At 41.1% G+C, this 23,410-nt stretch carries 26 protein-coding genes; 12 read left to right on the top strand and 14 right to left on the bottom strand.

Annotation, left to right across the window (positions count from 1 at the left end; genetic code table 11):
* Positions 1 to 102: 102 nt before the first annotated feature.
* The 5 genes from dnaJ to AB1A65_RS08120 all read right to left on the bottom strand — a co-directional run bounded on the left by dnaJ (position 103) and on the right by AB1A65_RS08120 (position 4,168).
* Positions 103 to 1,218, bottom strand: coding sequence for a molecular chaperone DnaJ (gene dnaJ / locus AB1A65_RS08140; protein WP_366587643.1), 1,116 nt, complete (start codon positions 1,216 to 1,218; stop codon positions 103 to 105).
* Positions 1,219 to 1,224: 6 nt separating this feature from the next.
* Complete coding sequence (locus tag AB1A65_RS08135) at positions 1,225 to 1,800, bottom strand: nucleotide exchange factor GrpE (protein WP_366587641.1); 576 nt, start codon at positions 1,798 to 1,800, stop codon at positions 1,225 to 1,227.
* A gap of 132 nt (positions 1,801 to 1,932) precedes the next feature.
* Complete coding sequence (locus AB1A65_RS08130) at positions 1,933 to 2,895, bottom strand: TIGR01777 family oxidoreductase (RefSeq protein ID WP_366587639.1); 963 nt, start codon at positions 2,893 to 2,895, stop codon at positions 1,933 to 1,935.
* Positions 2,896 to 3,032: 137 nt separating this feature from the next.
* A complete protein-coding gene (mnmD, locus tag AB1A65_RS08125; RefSeq protein ID WP_366587637.1) occupies positions 3,033 to 3,695 on the bottom strand; it encodes a tRNA (5-methylaminomethyl-2-thiouridine)(34)-methyltransferase MnmD in 663 nt (220 codons plus the stop codon).
* 2 nt (positions 3,696 to 3,697) lie between these two features.
* Positions 3,698 to 4,168, bottom strand: a complete 471-nt coding sequence (locus tag AB1A65_RS08120) for a DUF4920 domain-containing protein (RefSeq protein WP_366587634.1) — start codon at positions 4,166 to 4,168, stop codon at positions 3,698 to 3,700.
* Between the two features lie 106 nt (positions 4,169 to 4,274).
* Between AB1A65_RS08120 and AB1A65_RS08115 the strand changes: the two genes are divergently transcribed.
* Positions 4,275 to 5,342 (top strand): branched-chain amino acid aminotransferase, encoded by a 1,068-nt coding sequence (locus tag AB1A65_RS08115; protein ID WP_366587632.1) that lies wholly within the window; start codon positions 4,275 to 4,277, stop codon positions 5,340 to 5,342.
* Between the two features lie 34 nt (positions 5,343 to 5,376).
* Here the strand turns inward: AB1A65_RS08115 and AB1A65_RS08110 are convergent, their stop codons facing one another.
* Positions 5,377 to 5,763, bottom strand: a complete 387-nt coding sequence (locus tag AB1A65_RS08110; RefSeq protein ID WP_366587630.1) for a nucleoside triphosphate pyrophosphohydrolase family protein — start codon at positions 5,761 to 5,763, stop codon at positions 5,377 to 5,379.
* A gap of 40 nt (positions 5,764 to 5,803) precedes the next feature.
* On the opposite strand from AB1A65_RS08110, the gene AB1A65_RS08105 reads away from it, so the two are divergent.
* From AB1A65_RS08105 to AB1A65_RS08080, 6 genes are all read left to right on the top strand, one after another.
* Positions 5,804 to 5,992: a hypothetical protein gene (locus AB1A65_RS08105; protein WP_366587627.1), complete on the top strand. Its 189-nt coding sequence runs from the start codon at positions 5,804 to 5,806 to the stop codon at positions 5,990 to 5,992.
* 86 nt (positions 5,993 to 6,078) lie between these two features.
* Positions 6,079 to 6,285, top strand: coding sequence for a hypothetical protein (locus AB1A65_RS08100; protein WP_366587625.1), 207 nt, complete (start codon positions 6,079 to 6,081; stop codon positions 6,283 to 6,285).
* A 16-nt stretch (positions 6,286 to 6,301) separates the two neighbouring features.
* The gene (crcB, locus tag AB1A65_RS08095) at positions 6,302 to 6,676 is read left to right on the top strand and encodes a fluoride efflux transporter CrcB (protein WP_366587623.1); all 375 of its coding nucleotides are present in this window, start codon (positions 6,302 to 6,304) and stop codon (positions 6,674 to 6,676) included.
* Positions 6,677 to 6,945: 269 nt separating this feature from the next.
* Entirely contained in the window at positions 6,946 to 7,284 is a 339-nt protein-coding gene (locus tag AB1A65_RS08090) for a P-II family nitrogen regulator (RefSeq protein WP_067037582.1), read from the top strand.
* 30 nt (positions 7,285 to 7,314) lie between these two features.
* Positions 7,315 to 8,595, top strand: a complete 1,281-nt coding sequence (locus AB1A65_RS08085) for an ammonium transporter (protein WP_366587621.1) — start codon at positions 7,315 to 7,317, stop codon at positions 8,593 to 8,595.
* Between the two features lie 131 nt (positions 8,596 to 8,726).
* Positions 8,727 to 9,785, top strand: coding sequence for an outer membrane beta-barrel protein (locus tag AB1A65_RS08080; protein WP_366587619.1), 1,059 nt, complete (start codon positions 8,727 to 8,729; stop codon positions 9,783 to 9,785).
* A gap of 62 nt (positions 9,786 to 9,847) precedes the next feature.
* Here AB1A65_RS08080 and AB1A65_RS08075 read toward each other — a convergent pair whose 3' ends face one another.
* A complete protein-coding gene (locus AB1A65_RS08075) occupies positions 9,848 to 10,486 on the bottom strand; it encodes a DUF1684 domain-containing protein (RefSeq protein ID WP_366587617.1) in 639 nt (212 codons plus the stop codon).
* Positions 10,487 to 10,548: 62 nt separating this feature from the next.
* On the opposite strand from AB1A65_RS08075, the gene AB1A65_RS08070 reads away from it, so the two are divergent.
* Positions 10,549 to 11,283, top strand: coding sequence for a DJ-1/PfpI family protein (locus AB1A65_RS08070; RefSeq protein WP_366588068.1), 735 nt, complete (start codon positions 10,549 to 10,551; stop codon positions 11,281 to 11,283).
* On the opposite strand, the gene AB1A65_RS08065 is transcribed toward AB1A65_RS08070, so the two are convergent.
* On the bottom strand, positions 11,270 to 12,595 hold the full coding sequence (locus AB1A65_RS08065; protein ID WP_366587615.1) for an alpha/beta hydrolase: 1,326 nt from the start codon (positions 12,593 to 12,595) through the stop codon (positions 11,270 to 11,272). The two genes, AB1A65_RS08070 and AB1A65_RS08065, sit on opposite strands and share 14 nt — an antisense overlap.
* A 157-nt stretch (positions 12,596 to 12,752) precedes the next feature.
* Positions 12,753 to 13,205, bottom strand: a complete 453-nt coding sequence (locus AB1A65_RS08060) for an Lrp/AsnC family transcriptional regulator (RefSeq protein ID WP_366587613.1) — start codon at positions 13,203 to 13,205, stop codon at positions 12,753 to 12,755.
* Positions 13,206 to 13,327: 122 nt separating this feature from the next.
* On the opposite strand from AB1A65_RS08060, the gene AB1A65_RS08055 reads away from it, so the two are divergent.
* The gene (locus AB1A65_RS08055; RefSeq protein ID WP_366587611.1) at positions 13,328 to 13,729 is read left to right on the top strand and encodes a hypothetical protein; all 402 of its coding nucleotides are present in this window, start codon (positions 13,328 to 13,330) and stop codon (positions 13,727 to 13,729) included.
* Positions 13,730 to 13,736: 7 nt separating this feature from the next.
* Here AB1A65_RS08055 and AB1A65_RS08050 read toward each other — a convergent pair whose 3' ends face one another.
* Entirely contained in the window at positions 13,737 to 17,195 is a 3,459-nt protein-coding gene (locus tag AB1A65_RS08050) for a methylmalonyl-CoA mutase family protein (RefSeq protein WP_366588066.1), read from the bottom strand.
* A 142-nt stretch (positions 17,196 to 17,337) separates the two neighbouring features.
* On the opposite strand from AB1A65_RS08050, the gene purU reads away from it, so the two are divergent.
* Both purU and AB1A65_RS08040 read left to right on the top strand, forming a co-directional pair.
* On the top strand, positions 17,338 to 18,186 hold the full coding sequence (purU, locus tag AB1A65_RS08045) for a formyltetrahydrofolate deformylase (RefSeq protein WP_366587609.1): 849 nt from the start codon (positions 17,338 to 17,340) through the stop codon (positions 18,184 to 18,186).
* Between the two features lie 70 nt (positions 18,187 to 18,256).
* Entirely contained in the window at positions 18,257 to 18,961 is a 705-nt protein-coding gene (locus tag AB1A65_RS08040; protein WP_366587607.1) for a DUF4197 domain-containing protein, read from the top strand.
* Between the two features lie 211 nt (positions 18,962 to 19,172).
* On the opposite strand, the gene AB1A65_RS08035 is transcribed toward AB1A65_RS08040, so the two are convergent.
* Positions 19,173 to 19,676, bottom strand: a complete 504-nt coding sequence (locus AB1A65_RS08035) for a hypothetical protein (protein WP_366587605.1) — start codon at positions 19,674 to 19,676, stop codon at positions 19,173 to 19,175.
* Between the two features lie 206 nt (positions 19,677 to 19,882).
* Between AB1A65_RS08035 and AB1A65_RS08030 the strand changes: the two genes are divergently transcribed.
* Positions 19,883 to 20,077 carry a hypothetical protein gene (locus AB1A65_RS08030; RefSeq protein WP_366587603.1) on the top strand — a complete coding sequence of 65 codons (195 nt, stop codon included), beginning with the start codon at positions 19,883 to 19,885 and terminating at the stop codon, positions 20,075 to 20,077.
* Between the two features lies 1 nt (position 20,078).
* Here AB1A65_RS08030 and pyrF read toward each other — a convergent pair whose 3' ends face one another.
* The 3 genes from pyrF to AB1A65_RS08015 form a co-directional block, all read right to left on the bottom strand.
* Entirely contained in the window at positions 20,079 to 20,903 is an 825-nt protein-coding gene (pyrF, locus tag AB1A65_RS08025; RefSeq protein WP_366587601.1) for an orotidine-5'-phosphate decarboxylase, read from the bottom strand.
* Between the two features lie 48 nt (positions 20,904 to 20,951).
* A complete protein-coding gene (prfA, locus tag AB1A65_RS08020) occupies positions 20,952 to 22,028 on the bottom strand; it encodes a peptide chain release factor 1 (RefSeq protein ID WP_366587599.1) in 1,077 nt (358 codons plus the stop codon).
* Positions 22,029 to 22,092: 64 nt separating this feature from the next.
* The gene (locus tag AB1A65_RS08015) at positions 22,093 to 23,409 is read right to left on the bottom strand and encodes a DUF3570 domain-containing protein (RefSeq protein ID WP_366587597.1); all 1,317 of its coding nucleotides are present in this window, start codon (positions 23,407 to 23,409) and stop codon (positions 22,093 to 22,095) included.
* Position 23,410 lies beyond the last annotated feature (1 nt).

Here is a 23,410-nt window from a genome sequence, read left to right as displayed (position 1 = left end):
AAGGATGGGAAAAAAATTGCTATGAAAAAGAAAATTAGATATTGGTTACCCAACATCAGTTTCAAATATACGTTTTTTATTTAAACAGAAATATTTTTATTGTTACGAGAACATGTCTTTTACCTTCTCAAAGAAGGATTTATCTGATTTTTCGGGCTTTGGAATAAAATTTTCATCGTTTTGCATACGCTCAAAAAACTCTTTCTGCTCCTTATTTAGTTCTTTTGGAGTCCATACATTAACATGCACCAGCAAATCTCCACTACCATATCCATTAATACTGGTGATTCCCTTGCCTCGTAATCGCAATATTTTTCCTGATTGGATTCCCGGCTCCAATTTAATGCGGACCTTTCCTCCAACGGCATCTATTTCTTTGGAACAGCCCAAAACTGCTTCGGAAATGCTGACATACAAATCATAGTGAAGGTTATCTCCTTCCCTTTTCAAGGTATCGTGTTCAACGGTTTCAATCGCTACCAATAAATCTCCGGGGACTCCGTTCCCAGGAGCTCCATTACCTTTACCGGCCACCTTCAACTGCATTCCGTCCTCAACCCCTGGCGGAATTTTAATGGAAACGGTCTCTTCCTCCACTTTTAATCCTTGAGCATCGGCACCGGAAGGCCTATTATCTATGGTTTGACCCGAACCTCCACAGGTGGTACAGGTAGTTGCCGTCTGCATCCGTCCTAAAATGGTATTGGTAATCTTCGTGATTTGACCACTACCGTTGCAGGTTGGACAGGTTTTATAGGTTACCCCTTCAGCCTGAACCTTTCTGCGGACCTTTACCTTCTTCTCAACACCATTGGCCACTTCATCCAAAGTCAGTTTTACACGGATACGAAGGTTGCTTCCTTTTACCCGGCGTTGTCCGCCACCGAAGCCACCAAAACCGCTGAATCCGCCACCAAAAGCACTGCCAAAAATATCCCCAAATTGACTGAAGATATCATCCATGTTCATTCCGCCGCCGCCAAAACCACCACTACCATCAAAAGCTGCATGGCCAAATTGATCATACTTGGCACGTTTGTCCGGGTTGCTCAATACTTCATAGGCTTCGGCCGACTTTTTGAACATCTCCTCTGCCTTGGCATCACCTGGGTTTTTATCGGGGTGGTATTCAATGGCTTTTTTCCGATAGGCCTTTTTTATTTCAGCTGCTGAAGCGCCTTTTGAAACTCCCAATATGTCGTAATAATCCTCTTTCATAAAATCTTAGTTTCCAACAACTACCTTTGGGTGCCTAATGATACGGTCCCCTAGTTTGAATCCTTTTTCCACCACATCGATGATCTTCCCCTTCAACTTTTTATTGGGTGCGGGTATCTGGGTGATGGCCTCATGGACTTCCGCATCAAAGGTATCGCCCTCTCCTACTTCAATTTGCTCCAATCCTTTGGCCTTTAGGGTCTCTTTAAATTTATTGCTGATGAGCTCCACACCTTTGAACATTTCCTTGTCCTCGGATTTGGACAGTTCTTTCAAGGCACGTTCAAAATCATCAAGAACAGGCAACAACGACACCATTACTTCCTGCCCCGCTGTTTTGAACAATTCCATTCGTTCTTTGGATGTTCTACGCTTAAAGTTTTCAAATTCAGCAAAAAGCCTCAAAAACTTATCCTTTTCTTTGGCCAAATCCTCACGCAACTGGTCTTCAACTGAAATTTCCTCCTTTTCGTCCGATGCGTTCTCTGCCTCTATATGTTCTTCGTTCAGCTCAGGATTTTCAACAGTTTGGGCATCTTGCGTTGCCTCATCCATTTCCTCAACCTTACTTTTCTTGCTCATATACGTTTTATTTTATTCTTTTTGAAGTGGCAAAAGTACTGCCAATTGTATAAAAATGTCAAAATGTCACCACAAAACATGAAAAAATCCGCCTAAGCGGATTTTATATCTATTCAACTGTACCAACAGTACTTAAACAAATTCCTTCTTTGTGGATTCCAATGCAGCAGTTTCCTTTCCTTCATTTTCAGTGTATAAGTCCTGAAACGTCACACAGATATTGGGGTATTGAAAAACAAAACCTTCGTTCTCTATTTTTTTACTACTTACCCGCTGACTGGAAAACAACAAATACGCCATTTCCCCCAGAAGCAATTTTAGTGCGAACTTAGGCACGTTGGGCATCCATAAGGGCCTATCCATAACTCTTGCCAGCTCTTTTGTCATTTTGGTATTGGTGACCGGGTTTGGAGCTACCGCATTGTAGGCGCCTTTTAGATTGTTCTCCAGAATAAAAACGAACATTTGGGCCAAATCTTCAATGTGTATCCAAGATTGCCATTGATCTCCACTACCCAACGGAGCCCCTATAAAATTCTTGATGGGTGCTGCCATTTGGGGTAAAGCTCCTCCTTCAGTGGATAAAACAATACCTATTCGAACTTTTGCCACATTGATATCAAACTTAGTAAAAGAATCGACTTCTGCCTCCCATTTTTTCGCCACTTCACCTACAAAGCTTTTGTCTACTTCGGTTTCGTCTTCATCATAAAACTTAGATAGAGAATTGGGGTAAATGCCTATGGCGGATGCTGAGACAAATGAGTCAACCAGTGAAATATCCACTTGCTCCATGCCCCTGTACAACGTCCGAAGACTGTTTATTCTACTGGAAAGTATTTTCTTTTTACGAAGAGGCGTCCATCGTTCGGCAATACTGGCTCCAGCCAAATTGATGATAGCACTTACATTCTTAAAGCACTCCAAATCTATTTTACCCTTATTGGGGTTCCAATAATACCCCTGGTATGTTTCCGAATTGGATATTTTATCTTTCCGTGTAGTTACGTAATTTACAGCAATACCTTGGTTATGTAAGACGCGCACAATTGCTTGTCCAACTAAACCGGTTGCCCCTGTTATCAACACCTTCATACAATCATTTTAATACAAAGTTACAAGTTTAAGTGACTGTTTTTGAGGCGTTAATTTAGGTTTAACACAAATGTTTAAACTTTAGGTGATTTTAAGAGTGTGAGTGAATAAGCTATTAACACAACATTGGCAAACCTTCATTTTTTTATGGCCCGGAGCATCTCCCGCTTGCCTGGAGGTCCCGGAAGCCGTTCCACCGTAAAACCCACGGTCTGCAACGCCCTACGCACACTGCCTTTTGCCGCATAAGTCACCAAAACCCCTTCCTTTTTGAGCGCTTTAAACATTTTTTCAAAAAGTTCCTCTGTCCATAATTCAGGCTGAACACGGGCGCCAAAAGCATCAAAATAGATAAGGTTGAACAAATCGGCTTCATTTACCTCGTAAAAATCCTTTTTTTGCTTGAGTAACGAAAAGTCCTCGGAAATTAAAAGACGTTCTTCCCAAGGGGATTGATGCATTTTTGCAAATACCTTTTGATGGTCATCTGCATTGAGTTGTGTACAGTAGTCGAGTTCGTTTGCTTCATCCATAGAAACCGGAAAGGCCTCCACTCCAACATAATCTACCTTTAATTCTTTTTTTGGAGCCTCCAAAAATGTAATAAAAGCATTGAGTCCTGTTCCAAACCCAATTTCCAAAATGTGGACATGGTCCTTTTTGAACAACCGCAGTCCGTAATCAATAAAAACATGATAGGCTTCTTGAATAGCTCCGTGCTTGGAATGGTATTGCTCGTTCCAATCCTCTATGTGAATAGTTTTTGACCCGTCTCCGGTGGTAATTATCCTTCGTTTCAAACTTAATCTTTGATGAGTACGCCATCCGCTTCAAAACGAAGAATATGGGCAGGCTCCGTAATTTTTGCTATTTCTACCTCAGAAGCACCACTGTCTTTTGCATAATGCTTTTGGTCCTCAACCGACATTTCTTCTAAAAAGGCCAATCCGTTCATATAAACAGTTTTATCCGCAGCATCCTTGGGTACAAAAAAACCGTAATCTTTAAAACGCACAAAAACCTCATCGCCTGAATCCAAAGCAACGTTCATCCAACAACCTTTGGCTTGGCAGACTTCTTTAATTTTTCCAGTCATCTGCGTCATAACCGTATCGGTGATAGCAAGTTGGTCAAACACGAGTTCTTGTTCGTGAATTTCTTCTTCAATGGTGAACGTTTCACCAAAATAATTTCCTGTTATGACCTCTTGGGCCATTATCATATTTACCAAAAACAGTAAGAAAACGGTAGGAAATATGTTAAATGGTCTCATTTTTTTCAGCTTTTGAGAAATTCTTGACCAAGAATTAAAATTAGAATCATGAAATAACGAAAACTAGCGATAAATAGCTAATTTTAACCTTCCAAAAGTTTTTGATATGGAAGCAGTGATGAACAACGTAACGATCGAGAAAGCAAAAACATCTAAAATTAAAGATGTAGATTTTGACAACCTTTCCTTTGGAAGTATTTATACCGACCATATGCTCGTCTGTGATTATAAAAATGGGCAATGGCAAACTCCAAAAGTGATTCCTTATCAACCCATTACCCTGGACCCGTCTTCAAAAATCTTTCATTATGGCCAATCTATTTTTGAAGGAATGAAAGCCTACAAGGATGAGAACGGCAGCGTTTGGCTATTCCGCCCATTGGAAAATTTTAAGCGCTTGAACAAATCGGCCAAAAGAATGGCCATGCCAGAACTTCCCGAATCCTATTTTATGGATGGGCTCACTACACTCTTGCAAGTAGATAGTGATTGGATTCCACAAAGTGCTGGTAGCTCTTTATATATTAGACCATTTATGTTTGCATCGGGCAATGGTTTTCATGCCTCTCCCGCTGATGAGTATAAATTCATTATCGCATTGGCTCCTTCAGGTTCCTATTTTTCCGGAAAGGTTAAGGTACTGATTGAGAAACAATATTCACGTGCAGCCAATGGTGGTGTTGGATTTGCCAAAACCGGCGGAAATTATGCAGGTCAGTTTTACCCAACACGTTTGGCAGCGGAAAAAGGGTACCAACAGGTAATTTGGACCGATGACAATAACCATGAGTATATTGAGGAGGCCGGTGCCATGAATGTCTTCGTCAGAATAAATGATACCTTATTGACCGCTCCTACCAATGATAGAATTTTGGATGGTATCACCCGAAAAAGCATTTTGGACATTGCCAAAGATGAAGGTATAAAGACCGAGATTCGCAAAGTTTCAGTAAAAGAAGTGGTAGAAGCCGCCAAGAATGGCTCCCTAAAAGAAATGTTCGGTGCGGGTACCGCTGCGGTGGTATCTCCTATATCAGCTTTTGGTTATGAGGGGGTTGATTATGATCTTCCCGAATTGGAAGACAGTTATGCTTCGTTGTTGAAAAAACGCATTACCGATATTCAATATAATAGAGCAGAAGACAAATTTGGATGGCGACACGAAGTCGTCTAAATAAAAAAAGCACCTTATATATAAGGTGCTTTTTTTATTTATCCATTATGGTTTGAATATCTGGTTTAAAATAATTCGGTCCCTTTAAGACTTTTCCATCCTCACGATAGATAGGTTTTCCGTCAGCTCCAAGCTTGCTCATGTTACTACGTTGGATTTCCTCGAAGACTTCTTCAATCTTATATTGCATTCCGTGTTCCAAGATGGTGCCGCAAAGAATGTACAGCATGTCTCCCAATGCATCGGCCACTTCAATTAAGTCACCTTCATTAGCGGCCTCCAGATACTCTTTATTTTCTTCATCCATTAAATTGAAACGCAGTTGATTCTTTTCCGGGCCTAAATCCGCAATAGGCTCTTGGGCAACACCAAGCCCAAAGGAATTGTGAAAGAGTTCTACCGCTTTTATTTTACTTTCCATTACACATATTTTGATTTAGCTTTGCGTAAAAATATAAAATATGTTCAGCACCGGGCAGTTAATTTTTGCAGCGCTTTTTGTCATAGTTTTTATTGTAATCATCTCGTTATCATATAAAAAGGATAAAAAATTGCATAAAAAAAATTATAAAGGTGTTGCATGGGTGTTAATTTCTTTTGTGACTTTCATAATAATCTTGTTTTTGATCAAACACTTTCTCAAAAATTAACGCTGGCCTTGCATTCGCAACAAAAATGAAGCCTTTCACAACTAAAATGTTGCTTGAATACGTAAACTATAGGAAAAAACGTACTTTTGCTTAACATTAACCTAGCGCAACAAATGACAACATTTTTCAGCCTTCTTTTCATTTTGCTTGCAATTAATGCAATTCTGTTGATTTTTAGTGTCAATGGAGCTGGTGAAAGGTTTAAAAAACCAATTCAAAGAATTTCAGAGACCTCGATTACAAAACTTCTCCCCCGCGAAGCCTCTGAAACTGAATACAAGGAAGCAGTTTAGTTTGTACCTTTAGGGTATGAAACAGGCTTTTCTTGTTTTTTTGGGTGGGGGATTTGGCAGCGTTCTTCGCTTCTTAATTTCCAAACCCTTAAACATAGTATCCCCTAATTTCTTCTTTGGGACTTTTTTGGTAAATATTTTTGGTTGTCTACTTATAGGGCTCATTTTAGGTCTGTCCGCCCGAGGAAATGTCCTATCCACTAACAGCACTTTATTTTTGGCCACCGGCTTTTGCGGTGGGTTCACCACATTCTCTGCGTTTGCTTTTGAAAAACACTTTCTTTTAAGAAACAGCGAACTCCTACATTTCTCCATTTATATGATTTCCAGCATTGCCGTAGGTGTTTTGGCAGTGGTTTTGGGATTATGGCTCTCTAAGTTGGGAGAATAGTTATAATTTTCATTTTTATAGTTAATTTTTGTTAAAATCTAAACATAAATCACCAAAATCATTGATTTAGGTGCAAAATCATAATGCGTTTAATCTAAACGTTAAGAAAAAAACAAAAAATTTTTAACAAACCATACTTTAAAATCCGATACCCCTAAAATATGAGGGGTATTTTTTTTATAACGATAAAAATCTAATCAATACCCTCCTATTTTATAAGGCCTTGGTTGAATTACTCTATATTTGGGACATCAATTAACTACTTAATTATGAAAAAAGTCGAGGCAATTATTAGAAAATCCAAATTTGATGAGGTGAAAAAAGCCCTCCATCAAATTGAGGTTAATTTCTTCAGCTACTGGGATGTAACCGGAGTTGGGAATGAGAAACAAGGGCATGTGTATCGAGGTATTTCTTATAGTACCAGTGATATACAGCGAAGGTATTTGGTTATCGTGGTATCCGATGACTTTCTGGACAAAACTGTAAATGTATTATTGGACACAGCCAGTACAGGCAATGTGGGAGATGGAAAAATTTTCGTCTCAGATGTGATTCAAGCATACAGAATAAGGACCAAGGAAAGCGGAAGTGCTGGAATCAACTAAAGTATAACCAAAAACTTAAAAACTTAGATTATGATTGTACAAGAACAAGAAGCGATAGATAAAGCCGTTGAAGCAATCACCGGCGATATGGGTGCTTTGTGGATTACCATAGCAGCCGTTTTGGTATTCTTCATGCAAGCAGGGTTCACTCTATTGGAAATAGGATTTACCCGCAGTAAGAATACCGGTAACATTATTATGAAGAACGTAATGGACCTCGCCGTAGGTTCCGTAATGTTCTGGGCCGTTGGATACGCTATTATGTATGGCAGCGATTTAGTTGGTGGTGGATTTTTCCGCAGCAGTCCAAGTGATCAGGGCTACCTATTTTTTAGTGCCGATGATTGGTATAACCTATTCTTCCAAACGGTTTTCTGTGCTACAGCTGCAACCATTGTTTCTGGAGCCATCGCTGGAAGAACAAAATTTTCAACGTATTTAATTTTCTCAGCAGTATTGACTACTCTCATTTACCCAATCTCAGGTAGCTGGTACTGGCCTTTTGATGACGATGCTTGGTTAAATGTTGCCGGGTTCGTTGATTTTGCCGGTTCTTCCGTGGTACACGCCGTAGGTGGTGCTGCTGCTTTGGTAGCTGCCATATTGGTGGGCCCGCGAATTGGAAAATATGTGGATGGAAAAGCACAGGCTATTCCTGGTCACAATATGGCTTTTGGCGCCTTGGGTGTGTTCATCCTTTGGTTGGGATGGTTCGGATTTAACGGAGGATCTCAATTAGCTTGGGGTGGAAGTGATACCGTTGGTGCAACCAGCGTAATCATCAACACTAACCTAGCTGCTGCTATTGGTGCCATAGGAGCCCTATTCTTTACATGGGCAAAATATGGTAAGGCTGATATTTCCATGACCTTGAACGGAGCCCTGGCCGGGTTGGTAGGTATAACCGCCGGTTGTGGTGCTGTTAACGCATGGGGCGCGTTGGCCATAGGACTTCTATGTGGTATTGTAGTGGTATTGTCCATCGAGTTCATTGATAAGAAATTGAAAATCGATGATCCTGTGGGTGCCATTTCAGTACATGGTGTATGTGGTTTCTTAGGAACTGTATTAATTGGACTATTTGCTTTGGATGGTGGATTGTTCTACGGAGGAGGAGCAAAACTTCTTTGGGTACAGACCTATGGTTCCTTGTCCTACATCTTATGGGCCGCTGCAGCTTCATTCATTGTATTGTTCATCTTGAAGAAAACCATCGGACTTCGCGTTTCTGAGAAAGAAGAAGTTGAAGGATTGGATATTCATGAGCATGGTATTGAAGCTTATCCTGAGCACATTTCCCAAGACAAATAAAATTCAAACACAACTCATTATAAAAGGAAACGGAGCGTTTGGCAGAACGCTCCGTTAAATAACCTTTTCAAACACAACTCACTAGTAAACATCACCGTCCTAAAACAAGGACAACTTAAAATGATTATGATATGAAAACGATTATAAAAACAAATTTCGTAAAAAATTTAGCTTTCGCCGCATTGGCATTGATTTCTGTTAGTGCTTTTGCACAGGAAGAGGAAGAAACTCCAAAATTTAGTTTCAGCGGTTCCGTTGATGCCTATTATAGAACTAATTTAACGGCCCCTAACGGAGAGGATGCCATAGCACCTGGGTCTTCTTTTGCCAATCTTGATGGTTTTGCCCTTGGTATGGCCAACATAATTGGAGCTTATGAAGGTGAAAAAGTAGGTTTTGTTGCTGATTTGGTCTTTGGCCCTAGAGGTACGGACGCTATTTTTGCTTCTCCCATGTATTCTGCAACCGGTGACATTGTTAACCAATTGTACGTGTACTGGAATGTAAGTGATGCTGTAACGTTGACATTTGGTAACTTCAATACGTTCTTGGGATACGAAGTTATTTCTCCCGTAGCCAACTTTAACTACAGTACCTCTTATCTATTCTCCTATGGTCCTTTTAGCCACACAGGGTTAAAAGCTGATTTTGATTTGGGAAGTGATTGGTCTGCTATGTTAGCCGTTATGAATCCAACTGATTTGACTGAATTGAACGGAACTGGCGATTATGCCGTAGGTGCCCAGTTGGGATATTCAGGACAATTCTTGAACTTCTTGTACAGCCAAGGTGGATTTGAAGTAGATTATACAGGTGGATTTGATGTTTCGGAAGATTTCTTCTTGGGAATCAATGCCGCCCACTTTAGCCAAGAGGATGATGGTGGAAGCTTTACAGGTGTTGCCCTTTACCCACAATTGGCCACTTCTGAAAACTTCACTATTGGTCTAAGAGGTGAATATTTTATGACCGGTGATTTCTTTGGTGATGCTGCTGGAATTGGTTCCGATGCTGATGGAGATGGAAGCGTTTTTGCCGTCACTCTAACAGGTAGTGCAACTATCGGAGATTTGATTCTTAAGCCAGAAATTCGTTTGGATAGCTCTGCTGAAGATGCATTCATTGACAATGACATGGACCCAACCGGAAGCTTGGCCTCTGTATTGTTTGCTGCAATCTACTCTTTCTAGGCCCAAGAAATTTAAATTTTAATGCTAATAGAAAGCCTTACTCCTTCGGGATTAAGGCTTTTTTAGTCTTTTAAAAAGTTTTTCACTCCTGCTCTCACATTAGTTCTCAAATAATTTTGCCTTGGCACTAGAGGGCAGGAGTACTTTTTATTATACACACAATACGGATTGTAGGCCTTATTAAAGTCAATGACCAAGGTATCGCCCTCGGGAATGGTCAAATCAATATAACGCCCACCGCCGTAGGTTTCATTTCCGTTGGTCTCATCCAAAAAGGGTAAAAACAGATAATCTTCATATTCGTCCTGATCTAGCAAATCCAAACTTTGGTATACTTCCAACTGGTGTTCGGCCCCATTCAACGTAAAATGGGCAATGCCGTAGACCACTTCCTCTGTTTTTCGTTCAGTTGTAGTGGGATTTAAAAAGGGTACCGCATCCGGAGTGCGCACAAATCTAGCCTTAACCACATAGGACGTATCCGGCTCAAAAAAATCCAGGCTCTCAAAATCCTTACGAAATCTATCCGGTAACGGAGAGGTTTCAGGGTCTTTAAAACTTTCGTTTTGTTCATTCTGATATGCTAAAATATCAGCAATCAATTCAGATTCCGATTGTTCTGCTACTGTTTCATCATGATATTTCTTCCCTCTTCCGCAGGAGAGCATTATCAAAACTAAAATCAAAAATGGATATTTCATGCGCGTGATTTTACAACAAAATTAGTAGAAATCATTCTTAATGCTACCTTAGCAACATGATGATGAAAAAAGTACTCCTATTTAGTTGCCTCGTACTCCTTTCTGCCTGTTCAGAAAAGAAAACAGCCGATGAGCCCACCAAAACTGTTGCGCGAACGTTGCCCAACTTACAACCCAACCGTTACAACACGGCATTTTTGATAATGGACGGCGTCTTCAACACCGAATTCACTGCTCCTTTTGATATTTTTCAACACACCCAATACCGGGAAGGCATCAAGGCCATGAATACCTTTACTGTGGCCAATACATTGGAGCCTATCACCACGTTTGAGGGGGTTAGAATCCTTCCTGACTTTGATTACACCCAAGATTCCATCCCTGATATTGATATTTTGGTCGTCCCCAGTGCGGAGCATCATTTGGATTCAGATTTACAGGATACCCTTATGCTGAATTTTGTGAAAAAAGTGGCCAAAGACGCCCTTTTTGTCACTTCGCATTGCGATGGCGCCTTTGTTTTGGCCAAAGCTGGACTCTTGGATGAGGTGGCTTCCACTACGTTTCCAAGCGATATTTCAACTTATAGGAAGATGTTCCCCCAACTGAACGTGAAGGATAGTGTGCTATTTGTGCACGATGGCAAATACATCACTTCCGCGGGCGGAGCCAAAAGTTTTGAAGCTGCTCTTTATCTCTGCGAGTATTTATACGGTAAAGAAATTACAGAATCCATCGCTGGCGGATTGGTCATCGATTGGAATTTGGAGGATGTTCCTAAATTTATTGCTCAATAATTTCGTATCGGGAATCCTCAAGATATTTTTCAACCACTTTATTGAACTCTGGCGTGATACGTAACAGGGCAGTGTCTTGCAAATTGTACAACTTGTCCTTATCCTTGAACCCCCGTTTGAGGGCCTCTTCCAAATAAAACAAGGCCGTTCCAAAGTCCTCGTTCTTGGCGCTCAGAGAAACCGTTTTCAGGTAAAACTCAAAATCATCAGGGTCCAAGATGGTCTTGAGCATATATAAAAAGGCCAAAGCATCCTCATCAATCATCTGACCAGACTTCACTAGAGCAATATTGTCCTCAGCCAAAGCATTCAAGAAGCCCACTAGACGATAGCCCATTTCCTGTTCATGGATATTGGAACCATTAATCAACTTATCCAACTCATCCATCTGGTAGTTCCACCACCCCAAATTCTTAAAGTTATGGGCAAACATATCTTCCTCCATGTCGTACTGATAATTCTCCTTCATCAATATCTCCTTGGAAAAAGCTGCATTCTCAGCACGGCGCATAGCTCTAAACTGTTTGTCCCTACGCAATTCTTTTTGGACTTCTCGAAGAGAATCCAGATTCTTGTGGGCGCCATACATGGACATCATTTCTCCCATATATTGTTCGGCCCAAATCAACTCTCCCGAATTTTTCAAGAGATTTACTTTGGACAAATCTTCATTAAAGGCATTTTCCACATACATGGAATCTTTGGGAATCAATTTTCTGCCCATGGCGGCCAAGGTGAACAGTTGTAGTCCTTTTTGCAGAAAGGCGACATCGGGCCAGGCACTATTTTGATCATGCAACAATACTTGATTGGGAAATTTATATCGATCCAACAATTTCTCATCATCCAACATGGTGGTATAGTTGAAATCATTTTTACTGACCATACCAATAAAATGGAATGGACGTCTCACATTCAATAGGTCGGTATTGGTCAAGGATGCTCCCATGGAAATGGCACCATTTACCCCTTTAATAAAAATCGGTACCAGGCCTGCAAAACGCCCCCCAGCGGAAGCACCTGCAGTATATACCCGACCCGCTTGAATGGGCAATATATTTACTATTTCTTCCAACACATTGTTGGTCATAATCATATTGGTGGTCAATGATACCGTGTCCTTTACCTTTGGTGCTGCCAAAATATAGCCCTCCTCCTCGGCAGGACCCACAAATATGGAAACTGCCTGTCTTTCTCTGCCCTCCATGTCGAAAATAAGAAGTAAAGGCCATTTTTTATCCGTAGTAAAATCACGGGGCAAGTACAAGGAATAAGCACTGGATAAGGAATCTTGAACAGCAATGGAGTCCATAATCTCTCCCTTTTTAAGTACCCTTTGTTGTGCTGAAGTCGAAGCCAAACAAACCAGGGAGAGAAAAAATAGTAGATGTGTTTTTTTCATAATTCTTTCATAGCAAAAATCTGGCCAAAACAATTCTTTGTTCCAGTCCCCTAAAGTTAATGGATTTTTACTTGCTTTTAATTCCACTCTTTATGGGCGCGTGGGCAACCACGTTTGATAATACAATGTGTGTTCTGCACTCGCCATAGACAATAAGCTCATCGATAAACTTTTCCAAGTGGGATTGATCCCGAAGCACCACCTCCATAATTATGTTCTCGTTCCCAGTAATTCGATAACAATTAACCACTTCTTCAAGTGATTTCACCTTATCCAAAAAGGGTTTCAGTTTTCCCATAAAGGCCCGCAACATGATGATTGCCTTAAACTGATGTCCTGCTTTCACATAAGAGATCTTTGCCCCGTAACCTTCAATAATTCCAAGGTCTTCCATCTTCTTTACCCGTTCGGCTACAGCGGGCGGTGTAAGGCCAACTTCGCGGCCAATATGGGAAAAAGACTCCCTTGCATTCTTTTGCAAATGACCCAAGATTTGCCAATTCAGCGCATCTATCTTCATATTAAAGGAAATTACACGTTAAAATTTTAATTTTAAAGGTATAATCTATTTTTCAATTTCAAAACAAAAGTTGAAATATTCAATTCATATGTAATTTTAGTATTCAAAATTGCTTTGAAAACATGGAGAGAAACTCTCTAAATTCCTTGGTCGTTTACCGCAAATCGTTGGCCCTTCGCGATATGAGCGAAGCTGTGGCCGCTTATTTCTCGCACAATCGGGAAAAATTGTCGTGGCGAAAAATTGATAGTTTTCGTGATGACATCACTGCATCCTTGATGAATGATGCTTCCCTAATCACAAAAGAGATAGAGCAAGCAGCGTTAAGCAATTCCTATTCTGTTCGGATGCGAAGCTTGACCTTCATCAATATAATGACCCGAAATATTTTGGCCTATTGCAATGGTTTGGAGCGTGATGGTGTCAAAGAAAAAGAGTATCTGAACCTACTCCGAAGGGAAATCAAAATCTTCAGAACTTCCTTTAAAAAATGGAGAAAGTCATTTCACAACAGAAACGATTAAGCTCTTTTTACATATTTCTTCTATATTGCCCGCCAACCTCGAATAGGGCTTTGGTGATTTGCCCCAATGAACAATATTTGGTCACTTCCATCAACTTCTCGAAGATATTTTCATTGTTGATCGCCGTTTGCTGCAATTGTTTTAACTGCTTTTCGGCTCTTTCTTTTTCTCGCTGATGCAAATTTTGAAGGGTCCTGATTTGATTTTTCTTTTCTTCTTCTGTCGCCCGAATGACCTCCGCAGGTAAAATGGTCGGAGAACCTTTTGAGCTTAAAAAGGTATTCACCCCAATGATTGGATAATCCCCCGAATGCTTTAAAGTCTCATAATGTAAACTTTCTTCCTGTATTTTGGAACGCTGGTACATGGTTTCCATGGCGCCCAACACACCACCGCGTTCCGTGATTCGGTCAAACTCCAACAAAACTGCTTCTTCCACCAAATCGGTAAGCTCCTCAATAATGAATGAACCTTGAATGGGGTTTTCATTTTTGGCCAACCCCAACTCCTTATTAATGATCAATTGAATGGCCATCGCCCTACGCACTGATTCTTCCGTTGGTGTGGTTATAGCTTCATCATAAGCATTGGTGTGCAAGGAATTACAATTGTCATAGATGGCATACAGTGCCTGTAAAGTCGTTCGGATATCATTAAAATCAATTTCTTGGGCGTGCAAGCTTCTGCCCGAAGTTTGAATATGATATTTCAACATTTGTGCCCTTGGGTCGGCCCCATACTTTTCTTTCAGAGCCTTGGACCAAATTCTTCGTGCCACCCTACCGATAACGGCATACTCAGGATCAACCCCATTGGAAAAAAAGAACGAAAGGTTCGGACCAAATTTATTAATGTCCATGCCCCGACTCAAATAGTACTCCACATACGTAAAACCATTGGAAAGGGTGAACGCCAATTGCGTAATGGGATTCGCCCCCGCCTCAGCGATGTGGTAACCCGATATGGAGACAGAGTAAAAATTCCGGACTTGCTGTTCAATGAAATATTCCTGCACATCTCCCATCAACTTCAAAGCAAATTCTGTTGAAAAAATACAGGTGTTTTGTGCTTGGTCCTCTTTTAAAATATCAGCTTGCACGGTACCTCGAACTTGATTTAGGGTTTCGGCCTTGATTTTGGTATAGGTCTCTTCAGATAATACCTGATCACCCGTAACACCTAGAAGCATAAGTCCCAATCCATTATTCCCTTCGGGAAGCTCTCCGTAATATACTGGTCTAGTTGTCTTTTTTTCTTTAAAAAGCGCTTTAATTTTTTCCTCAACTTTTTTCTCCAAGCCATTTTCTTGGATATACTTCTCGCAGTTTTGGTCAATGGCCGCATTCATAAAAAAGGCCAAAAGCATGGGCGCAGGACCATTGATAGTCATACTCACCGAAGTCATGGGATTACTGAGATCAAAACCAGAATACAATTTTTTGGCGTCATCCAAACAACAAATGGACACCCCAGCATTTCCAATTTTGCCGTAAATATCCGGTCTATGGTCTGGGTCACTTCCATAAAGGGTAACCGAATCAAATGCCGTGGACAGTCTTTTGGCCGGCATATCCAAACTCACGTAGTGAAATCGTCGGTTGGTTCGTTCGGGGCCTCCTTCACCCGCGAACATTCGGGTTGGGTCCTCACCTTCCCTTTTGAACGGGTACAATCCAGCTGTGTATGGAAACTCTCCCGGGACATTTTCTTGTAAAATCCACTGGAGAATATCGCCCCACGCCTTGTATTTGGGCAATGCCACTTTGGGTATCTGGCTATGGGACAACGATTCCGTGTGGGTTTTAATATTCACCTCTCTATCGCGTACGTTAAATGAGTACACATCAGATTTATACCGATTTACTTTTTCTTTCCATTTTAAAAGGGTGTCCCAATGCTGGGGCAGCAAATTCATTTTGATTTTATCGAACTCTTTGATCAATAAACCCACCAAACCCTGTTCCTCTTCTTTCTTGATTTTGGAAAGAATCCAATCCTCATTCAATCCGGACTTATCCACGAGTTGTTCCTCAGCCTTCCCTGAATCCAGTTGTAAAATTGAAGAAATGGTCAAGAAAATACCATACAGCTGTTGTGCAATTTTGGATTGTTCTTTAGCCTTGTCATCATAAGACCTGTTGTTTTCAGCTATTTCGGATAAATATCGTGTTCGCGAAGGTGGAATGACAAAGATTTTCTCCGCCATTTCCTCACTAACTTCAAAAGTGGAGACCAATTTGGAGTTTGCTTTTTCCACCAGCGTATCCATCACCTTTCTGTATAGGTTGTTCATCCCCGGGTCATTGAATTGCGAAGCAATCGTACCATAAATAGGCAACTCATCATCCTTGGCGTGCCACAATCCATGGTTCCGTGCGTACTGTTTTTTTACATCTCTAAGCGCATCCAAAGCTCCCCTTTTATCAAACTTGTTGATGGCCACCAAATCCGCAAAATCCAGCATATCAATTTTCTCCAATTGGGTTGCCGCGCCAAACTCGGGTGTCATTACATACAGTGAAACATCGCTATGTTCCAGGATTTCGGTATCGGATTGCCCTATTCCCGAAGTCTCCAAAATAATTAGGTCATAATTAGCCGCTTTGAGCACTTGAACAGCTTCGGAAACATGTTTGGACAAGGCCAAATTGGATTGTCGGGTGGCCAGTGAGCGCATGTACACCCTTTCATTGTTAATGGAATTCATCCGGATGCGGTCTCCCAACAATGCACCTCCCGTTTTTCGTTTAGAGGGGTCTACGGATATGATGCCCACATGCTTTTCGGGAAAATCAATCAAAAAACGGCGTACAAGTTCATCCACCAAACTGGATTTTCCAGCACCGCCGGTACCTGTAATTCCAAGCACGGGAACCTCTTTTTCCAAGCTGCTTATTGCACCTACATACTTTTCGAATTCCTCATGTCGGTTTTCAGCAAGGGAAATCAAACGGGCAACGGTATTGGAGTCTTTTTCAGGCAGCAAACCTTCCAACCTTTCGTCTTTAGGTATTTGCAAATTGGGAACGGCAGTATCGCATCTTTCCACCAAATCGTTAATCATCCCCTGCAACCCCATTTCACGGCCATCATCTGGAGAATAAATCCGTTCGATGCCATACTCCATCAGCTCCCTTATCTCCTCAGGAAGGATAACCCCGCCACCACCACCAAAAATTTTGATGTGGCCTGCACCTCTCTCCTTCAGCAAATCGAACATATACCTGAAATATTCGTTGTGCCCCCCTTGGTAAGAGGTCATGGCAATAGCATTGGCATCTTCCTGAATGGCGCAATCCACCACTTCCGCTACGCTTCTATCGTGCCCCAAATGAATCACCTCAACCCCAGTGGCTTGGATAATACGTCTCATAATATTAATGGCAGCGTCATGACCATCAAAGAGTGAGGCAGCTGTCACTATCCTTATTTTATGTTTGGGCTTGTAAGGCTTCTGTTGTTCCATTTGCAATAAAAGGTCTGTTTTCGCCATGCAATTTACAGAAAATGCAAGTCAAATTTGATTTTGTTCAGGATATTACAAAAAATTCAAAAACCTTGGCCTTCCTTTTTTGAATGCCCTAATTTTACGCGGCCAAAAATATAGTATGAAGCTTACCATTCTCATCCATTGCCCAGACCAATCCGGTATTATACGATCTGTAACCACTTTTGTGCATCAGCAAGAGGGCAATGTGGTTTATTTAGATCAACATGTAGACAAGCAGGTGGGTGTATTTTTCATGCGATTGGAGAGTGAGTTTGAAAATAAAGTTTCTTTGGAGGCTTTTAAAAAAGGATTTGAACAAGAGTTGGCGCAACAGTTTCAGATGGAGTGGGATATTTATTTGGGTGCCTACCGACCCAAAATGGCCATCTTTGTATCGAAATATAACCATTGCCTATATGATTTGTTGAGTCGATACAATTCTGAGGAACTTTCCGTGGACATTCCTTTTATTTTGAGTAATCATAGAGATTTGGAATATGTTGCGGAACAGTTTCAGATTCCATTCTATCATGTACCCGTTACCAAAGATACCCGGGAAGAAGCAGAGGAGAAACAACTGGAATTGCTCAAAAAACACGAGGTGGACTTCATTGTATTGGCCCGATACATGCAGATTGTGTCCCCTAAGCTGATTGACGTGTATCCGCAGAAAATCATCAATATCCATCATTCATTTCTTCCGGCTTTTGTGGGGGCCAAACCCTACCATGCTGCTTTTGAACGTGGTGTAAAAATTATTGGGGCCACTAGTCATTATGTGACCTCAGAACTGGATGCCGGACCCATTATTGAACAGGACGTGACGGCAGTTTCGCATTCACACTCCATTAAAGACTTCATAGCCAAAGGAAGGGATTTAGAGCGGATTGTACTTTCACGGGCCGTGCAGCTCCATGTGGCCCGTAAAACCATGGTCTACAATAACAAGACCGTTATTTTCTCTTAATTATATCGAATAAAAAAGCAGTTTTTTACCGTTTCTACCTAAATTTCAGTCGAACTATAAAAAATTTACCATGAAACGAACACTGCTATTCGTACTGGTTTTTCAACTGGTTGCTTGTACAGAACTGCAACAAGTAGTGAACCAATTGCCCCAAGGCCCCACTGGAATTGGAAATGCTGAAATTGCCCAAGGACTGAGAGAAGCATTGAATATGGGCATTGAAAAACAAGTGAACAAACTGGCCCTGGAAAATGGCTTCTTTAGAAATGAATTGGTTAAAATTCTCCTTCCGGAGGAACTTCAGAAAGTAGACAAAACCCTACGTGATGTGGGCCTTGGCAATTTGGCCGATGAAGGTTTACGAATCATCAACAGAGCAGCGGAAGATGCTGTTGGCGAGGCCACTCCCATTTTTGTTGATGCCGTAAAGGGAATCACTTTTAATGACGCGCGCCAAATTCTTTTGGGAAGTAACAATGCGGCAACGCAATATTTGGAGAATTCAACAAAGACCCAACTGTACAACAAGTTCAATCCTATCATTAAAAATTCATTTCAAAAAGTTGGTGCCGACCAAATCTGGAGCAACATCATTACCAGGTATAACAACCTACCACTTACCAACGATGTAAACCCAGATTTAACGGATTATACCACCAATCAAGCGCTTGAAGGCGTCTATACCATGATAGCTGTTGAAGAGCAAGAAATCCGCACTAAAATTTCTTCACGAACAACAGATTTGTTAAAAAAAGTGTTTGCTCTTCAAGATTAATCATAATTTTTTCAGAATAGTGCAATAAGTTGAAAATCTTATCGTTATAAAATCAATTAATCGAGACAATTATAACAAATTCCTAAAGTTAAATTAACCTTGACCTGAAGGTTAAACAGGAATTTTGTCACAGAAATTATCTGAGTTAGCATTTTTTTGAGTTAGTTAGTTTAAACCGGTGTTCGCACCGGTTTTTTTGTTGTAGAAAATGCTATTGTGGCTTGTAAAGTCCATCAAATGCGGTGGTGGCTTCTTCGCCTTGGAGCACTTCCCAATGTTGTCTCACGGTTCCATCGTCGTTTTTGGTCCAAGTAATACGGTTTCTGTAGGTTTTGCCATCATCTCTTGTAAATTCATCTGAAGTTAAAATCATCTGGTTACCCTCCCGATTTCCTTTGAGCTTTAGATGTGCCCCTGTATTATCCACCCATAATTGTTCCCATTGGTTCGTTCGTGAATTGTAGAAGTTCAAGCTGGTTCCTGTGTACCCTGGTGTGGCACTGGTCCAGTTTTCGCGAATAACGCAACCATCTTCCTCCCTACTGATCTTACTGGTTCCAGCTGCTGCCCCATTGGTTAAACTGGTTACCTCCCAATCTCCTATCCAAAAGTCGAAAGCTTTCTGATTCTCTGAACAGCAATTACAGCTTGAACTATCTTGACCATTCACCAACGCAAAGGCGAACAAAGCAGACATCAATAAAAGTTTTTTCATCTCATACCATTTGCGCCTTGCCCAGCACAAAGCCATTCTTTTAAAAGTACGTTAATTTTTCATATACAAATGGTAAGGTTGAGGTGAAAAAGGCAGTGATACTGTTAATTTTTAGATAAATAACCTGATTTCTAGACGTGTACCCCACTTTCGTATAATCCATCGCTCACTTTTCAACGTATCTTTGGTATAACAAATCTTGAGTTATGAACAATCAATATTGTAGAGTAGGGACAGTAACTCCAATCACTAGTGGAAGCCAAGCGATTACCATTTTGGAGTTCAGATATAAAAATTTTATTGAGAAAGCGGCCAACGTATCCAATGCCGATACGCACTTGGTTGAATTTTTCAAGCGAAAGGCACAGAGCATCAAAAAAGTATTGGAAAGCTTAGGATAGGTCAGTTGTGGATTTTTTCCAACTCAACCTCCATTTCAGCTTGAATTTTTTGGGCCTCTTTCGTCGCAGCTTCTGCAAAGTCATCGCCGGTTGAAGCGTACAATATTCCGCGGGATGAATTGACCAACAAACCTACATTTTTGGTCATTCCGTAGGCACAGACTTCCTGCAAGCTGCCACCCTGTGCCCCTACCCCCGGAACCAATAAAAAACTTTCCGGAATTATTTCTCGTATTTCCTTTAGATACGTTGCTTTTGTAGCCCCTACAACATACATCAATCGTTCGGCATTTTTGTAAGTTTTGGAGACCTTTAGCACTTCTTTGTAGAGCTCCACCCCTTCTATTTCTTTTGTTTGAAAGTCGAAAGCTCCTTCATTGGAGGTCAACGCCAATAAGATGGTGTGCTTGCCTTCGAATTCCAAAAAAGGTTCCACGGAATCCTTACCCATATAAGGAGCAATTGTAATTGAATCAAAACTGAGAGCTTCAAAAAAAGCCTTGGCATACCGTGTGGAAGTGTTGCCAATATCTCCTCGTTTTGCATCTGCAATCGTGAAGATTTCCGGGTGCTTCTCATTCAAATAAGCCATGGTACGTTCCAAAGAGTTCCAACCTTGCAAACCATAGGCCTCATAAAAAGCAATGTTTGGTTTGTAGGCCACACAATAGGGATGGGTTGCATCAATAATGGCCTTGTTAAAAGCAAAAATAGGGTCTTCCTCCTTTAAAAGGTGTTTTGGAATTTTCTCCAAATCGGTATCCAAACCGACACAGAGAAAGGATTTCTTTTGATGGATTTTGGAAATTAATTGCTCTATTTTCATTATTATGGGTTCTCGACTGCGCTCGAACTGACTACTGACTACTGAAAATTAAAATATCTCCGAAGCTTCCTTCAACTTCTCTGTGTTATCCACCATCATCAGTTCATCTATGATTTTTTGGATGTCGCCGTTAATAATATTTTGTAAATCGTAAAGCGTAAGGCCAATTCTGTGGTCCGTTACCCTTCCTTGTGGATAGTTGTAGGTTCTAATCTTCGCCGAACGGTCACCGCTGCTCACCTGGGAATTTCGTTTTGCTGCATCTTCAGCCTGTTTTTTGGCCAATTCCATGTCATATAAACGTGAACGTAAAACCTTAAAGGCTTTATCTTTGTTCTTGTGCTGTGATTTTTCATCTTGACATTGCGCTACAATCCCTGTAGGAACGTGCGTCAACCGAACAGCGGAATAGGTGGTATTCACCGACTGTCCCCCTGGGCCCGACGAGCAGAAATAGTCAATCCGGACATCCTTTGGGTCTATCTGAACATCAAAGTCCTCGGCCTCTGGAATCACCATGACCGTTGCGGCGCTAGTGTGCACCCTTCCTTGCGTTTCGGTCTGTGGTACACGCTGTACACGGTGGACGCCAGCTTCAAACTTTAAGGTACCATACACATCTTCCCCAGAAACTTCAAAGTGAATTTCTTTATAGCCACCACTGGTTCCCTCATTCAAATCAATGATATTGGTCCCCCAACCTTTTGATTCGCAATACTTGGTGTACATCCGAAACAAATCCCCAGCAAAAATACTGGCTTCATCGCCTCCGGTCCCTGCCCTGATTTCCATCACCACATCCTTTTCATCCTCGGGATCTTTGGGAATCAAAAGAAACTTGATTTCTTCTTCCAATTTAGGCATGGCTCCTTTGGCTTCGTCCAACTGCATTTTGGCCATTTCCACCATTTCAGCATCACTGCCATCGGCAATGATTTCCTCCGCCTCATTGATATTATTGGTAAGTTCTATGTATTGGTCCCGTTTATAGACCAATACTTTAAGATCTTTGTATTCCTTGTTCAGCTTAACATATCTTTTTTGGTCCGATATGATATCTGGCTGAATGATAAGGTCCGCAACCTCATCAAAACGTTGCTTTACAATATTAAGTTTATCGAGCATATCTCCATCCGCTAAGACTGCGAATTTACAATATTTGATTGGAATTTTTTTTCTATTGAATGGGTCAGTTACTTATAAAAGTTGTTCCCAGAGTAATAATGAATGCATTCAGTCCATCACTCCTATCATATTGACTGAAGCGCAAATCGATGGTCTTTAAACCGAAGTTAAAAATTGTGGCCCTTGTAAAAATATCCTTGTACTGGATGCCGAAACCATATTGATGGGCATCATATTCAGACAAATCGTAATCTGAAGTATAGAAATCATAGCTGGACAAGGCCGTTTCCTTGGGATAAAAATAATCTGCCGCAGTTTGGGTATAATAGCGATAGGATGGGTACAGCGTAAACCTATCCGTCAACTTAAAAGGTGTTTCCAAACTGGCCGTATGCGAAGTGATTCCCCAATCATCCCAATAAAAACGGTAATAGGAACGTAGCACCAACAAGTCGTTCACATAATAATTCAACCGACCACCCACAGGTACTTTCAATCGGCTATCTGGTAATTGTTCCACATTATCGGCCAATTGAAAATCATCAATAAAAAAGTCATTGGCATCAGCTAAATACACCCGTTGAAACGGGGTGCTCAACAATCCGGTTTGTGTCACAAGGTCCACAAAAAGGGCTCCTTGTAACTTCTGACTCAAAATTTGCGAAAAACTCAAGGATAGGGTGTACGAGTTTCTGTTCTCCTTACCAAACTCCGAAAAATTGGGATCATAGGTCCCGGTTCCCGTAATTCGGTCATCAAAAAAGCCAGCACGAAGTTCAATTGGATAAATGGCGTTCCATTTGTCCAGAAAAACACGCCCACTAAGGGTAAGTTCGGTATTCTTTTCATTGAACAATCTTGTATAACTCCCTCCAAAGCCAAAGGAAAAATAGTCATATTCGGAAGAAAAATAAATGTTGGCACTCCAAATGGAATTGCGATCATCTGAACTATGCTGGTAGCTGGGGTTGATATAGGCCAGTAAATCTTTTCGAGATTCGCCCGATGAAGCATCGAATGGTGTTACATTGATTCCACCATCCAATGGATTTACATTACTGGAAGAGGCAGATGTGTAGGCCGATAACCCCACATCCACCGTGAGGATATCATCCGCATTCATGGGCATCCGTAAAACGATTGATGACGTTGCATCGGTTAATTCCTCAGTACCTTCGCCACCGGTAACAGCAGCGTTTTGGCCATCTTGATTGTAATAACTGAACAGCATGTCAACCTCACTGGTTTCCAAGGCTCTTTTTTTATAGGAAGTATCCGTCTGCTGTGCCCCTCCAGAAACCATTGCAAGCAGACAAAGAGTACATGTTATTAATTTTTGTAGTCTTTTGGGTGGTGGCGAGGTTTGGTTTTGTTTGGTCATG

Source organism: Allomuricauda sp. ANG21, from assembly GCF_040705235.1.
GTDB classification, from domain to species: domain Bacteria; phylum Bacteroidota; class Bacteroidia; order Flavobacteriales; family Flavobacteriaceae; genus Flagellimonas; species Flagellimonas marina.
Note: the sequence above shows the minus strand (reverse complement) of the source record. Positions and strands in the feature narration are given on the sequence as shown.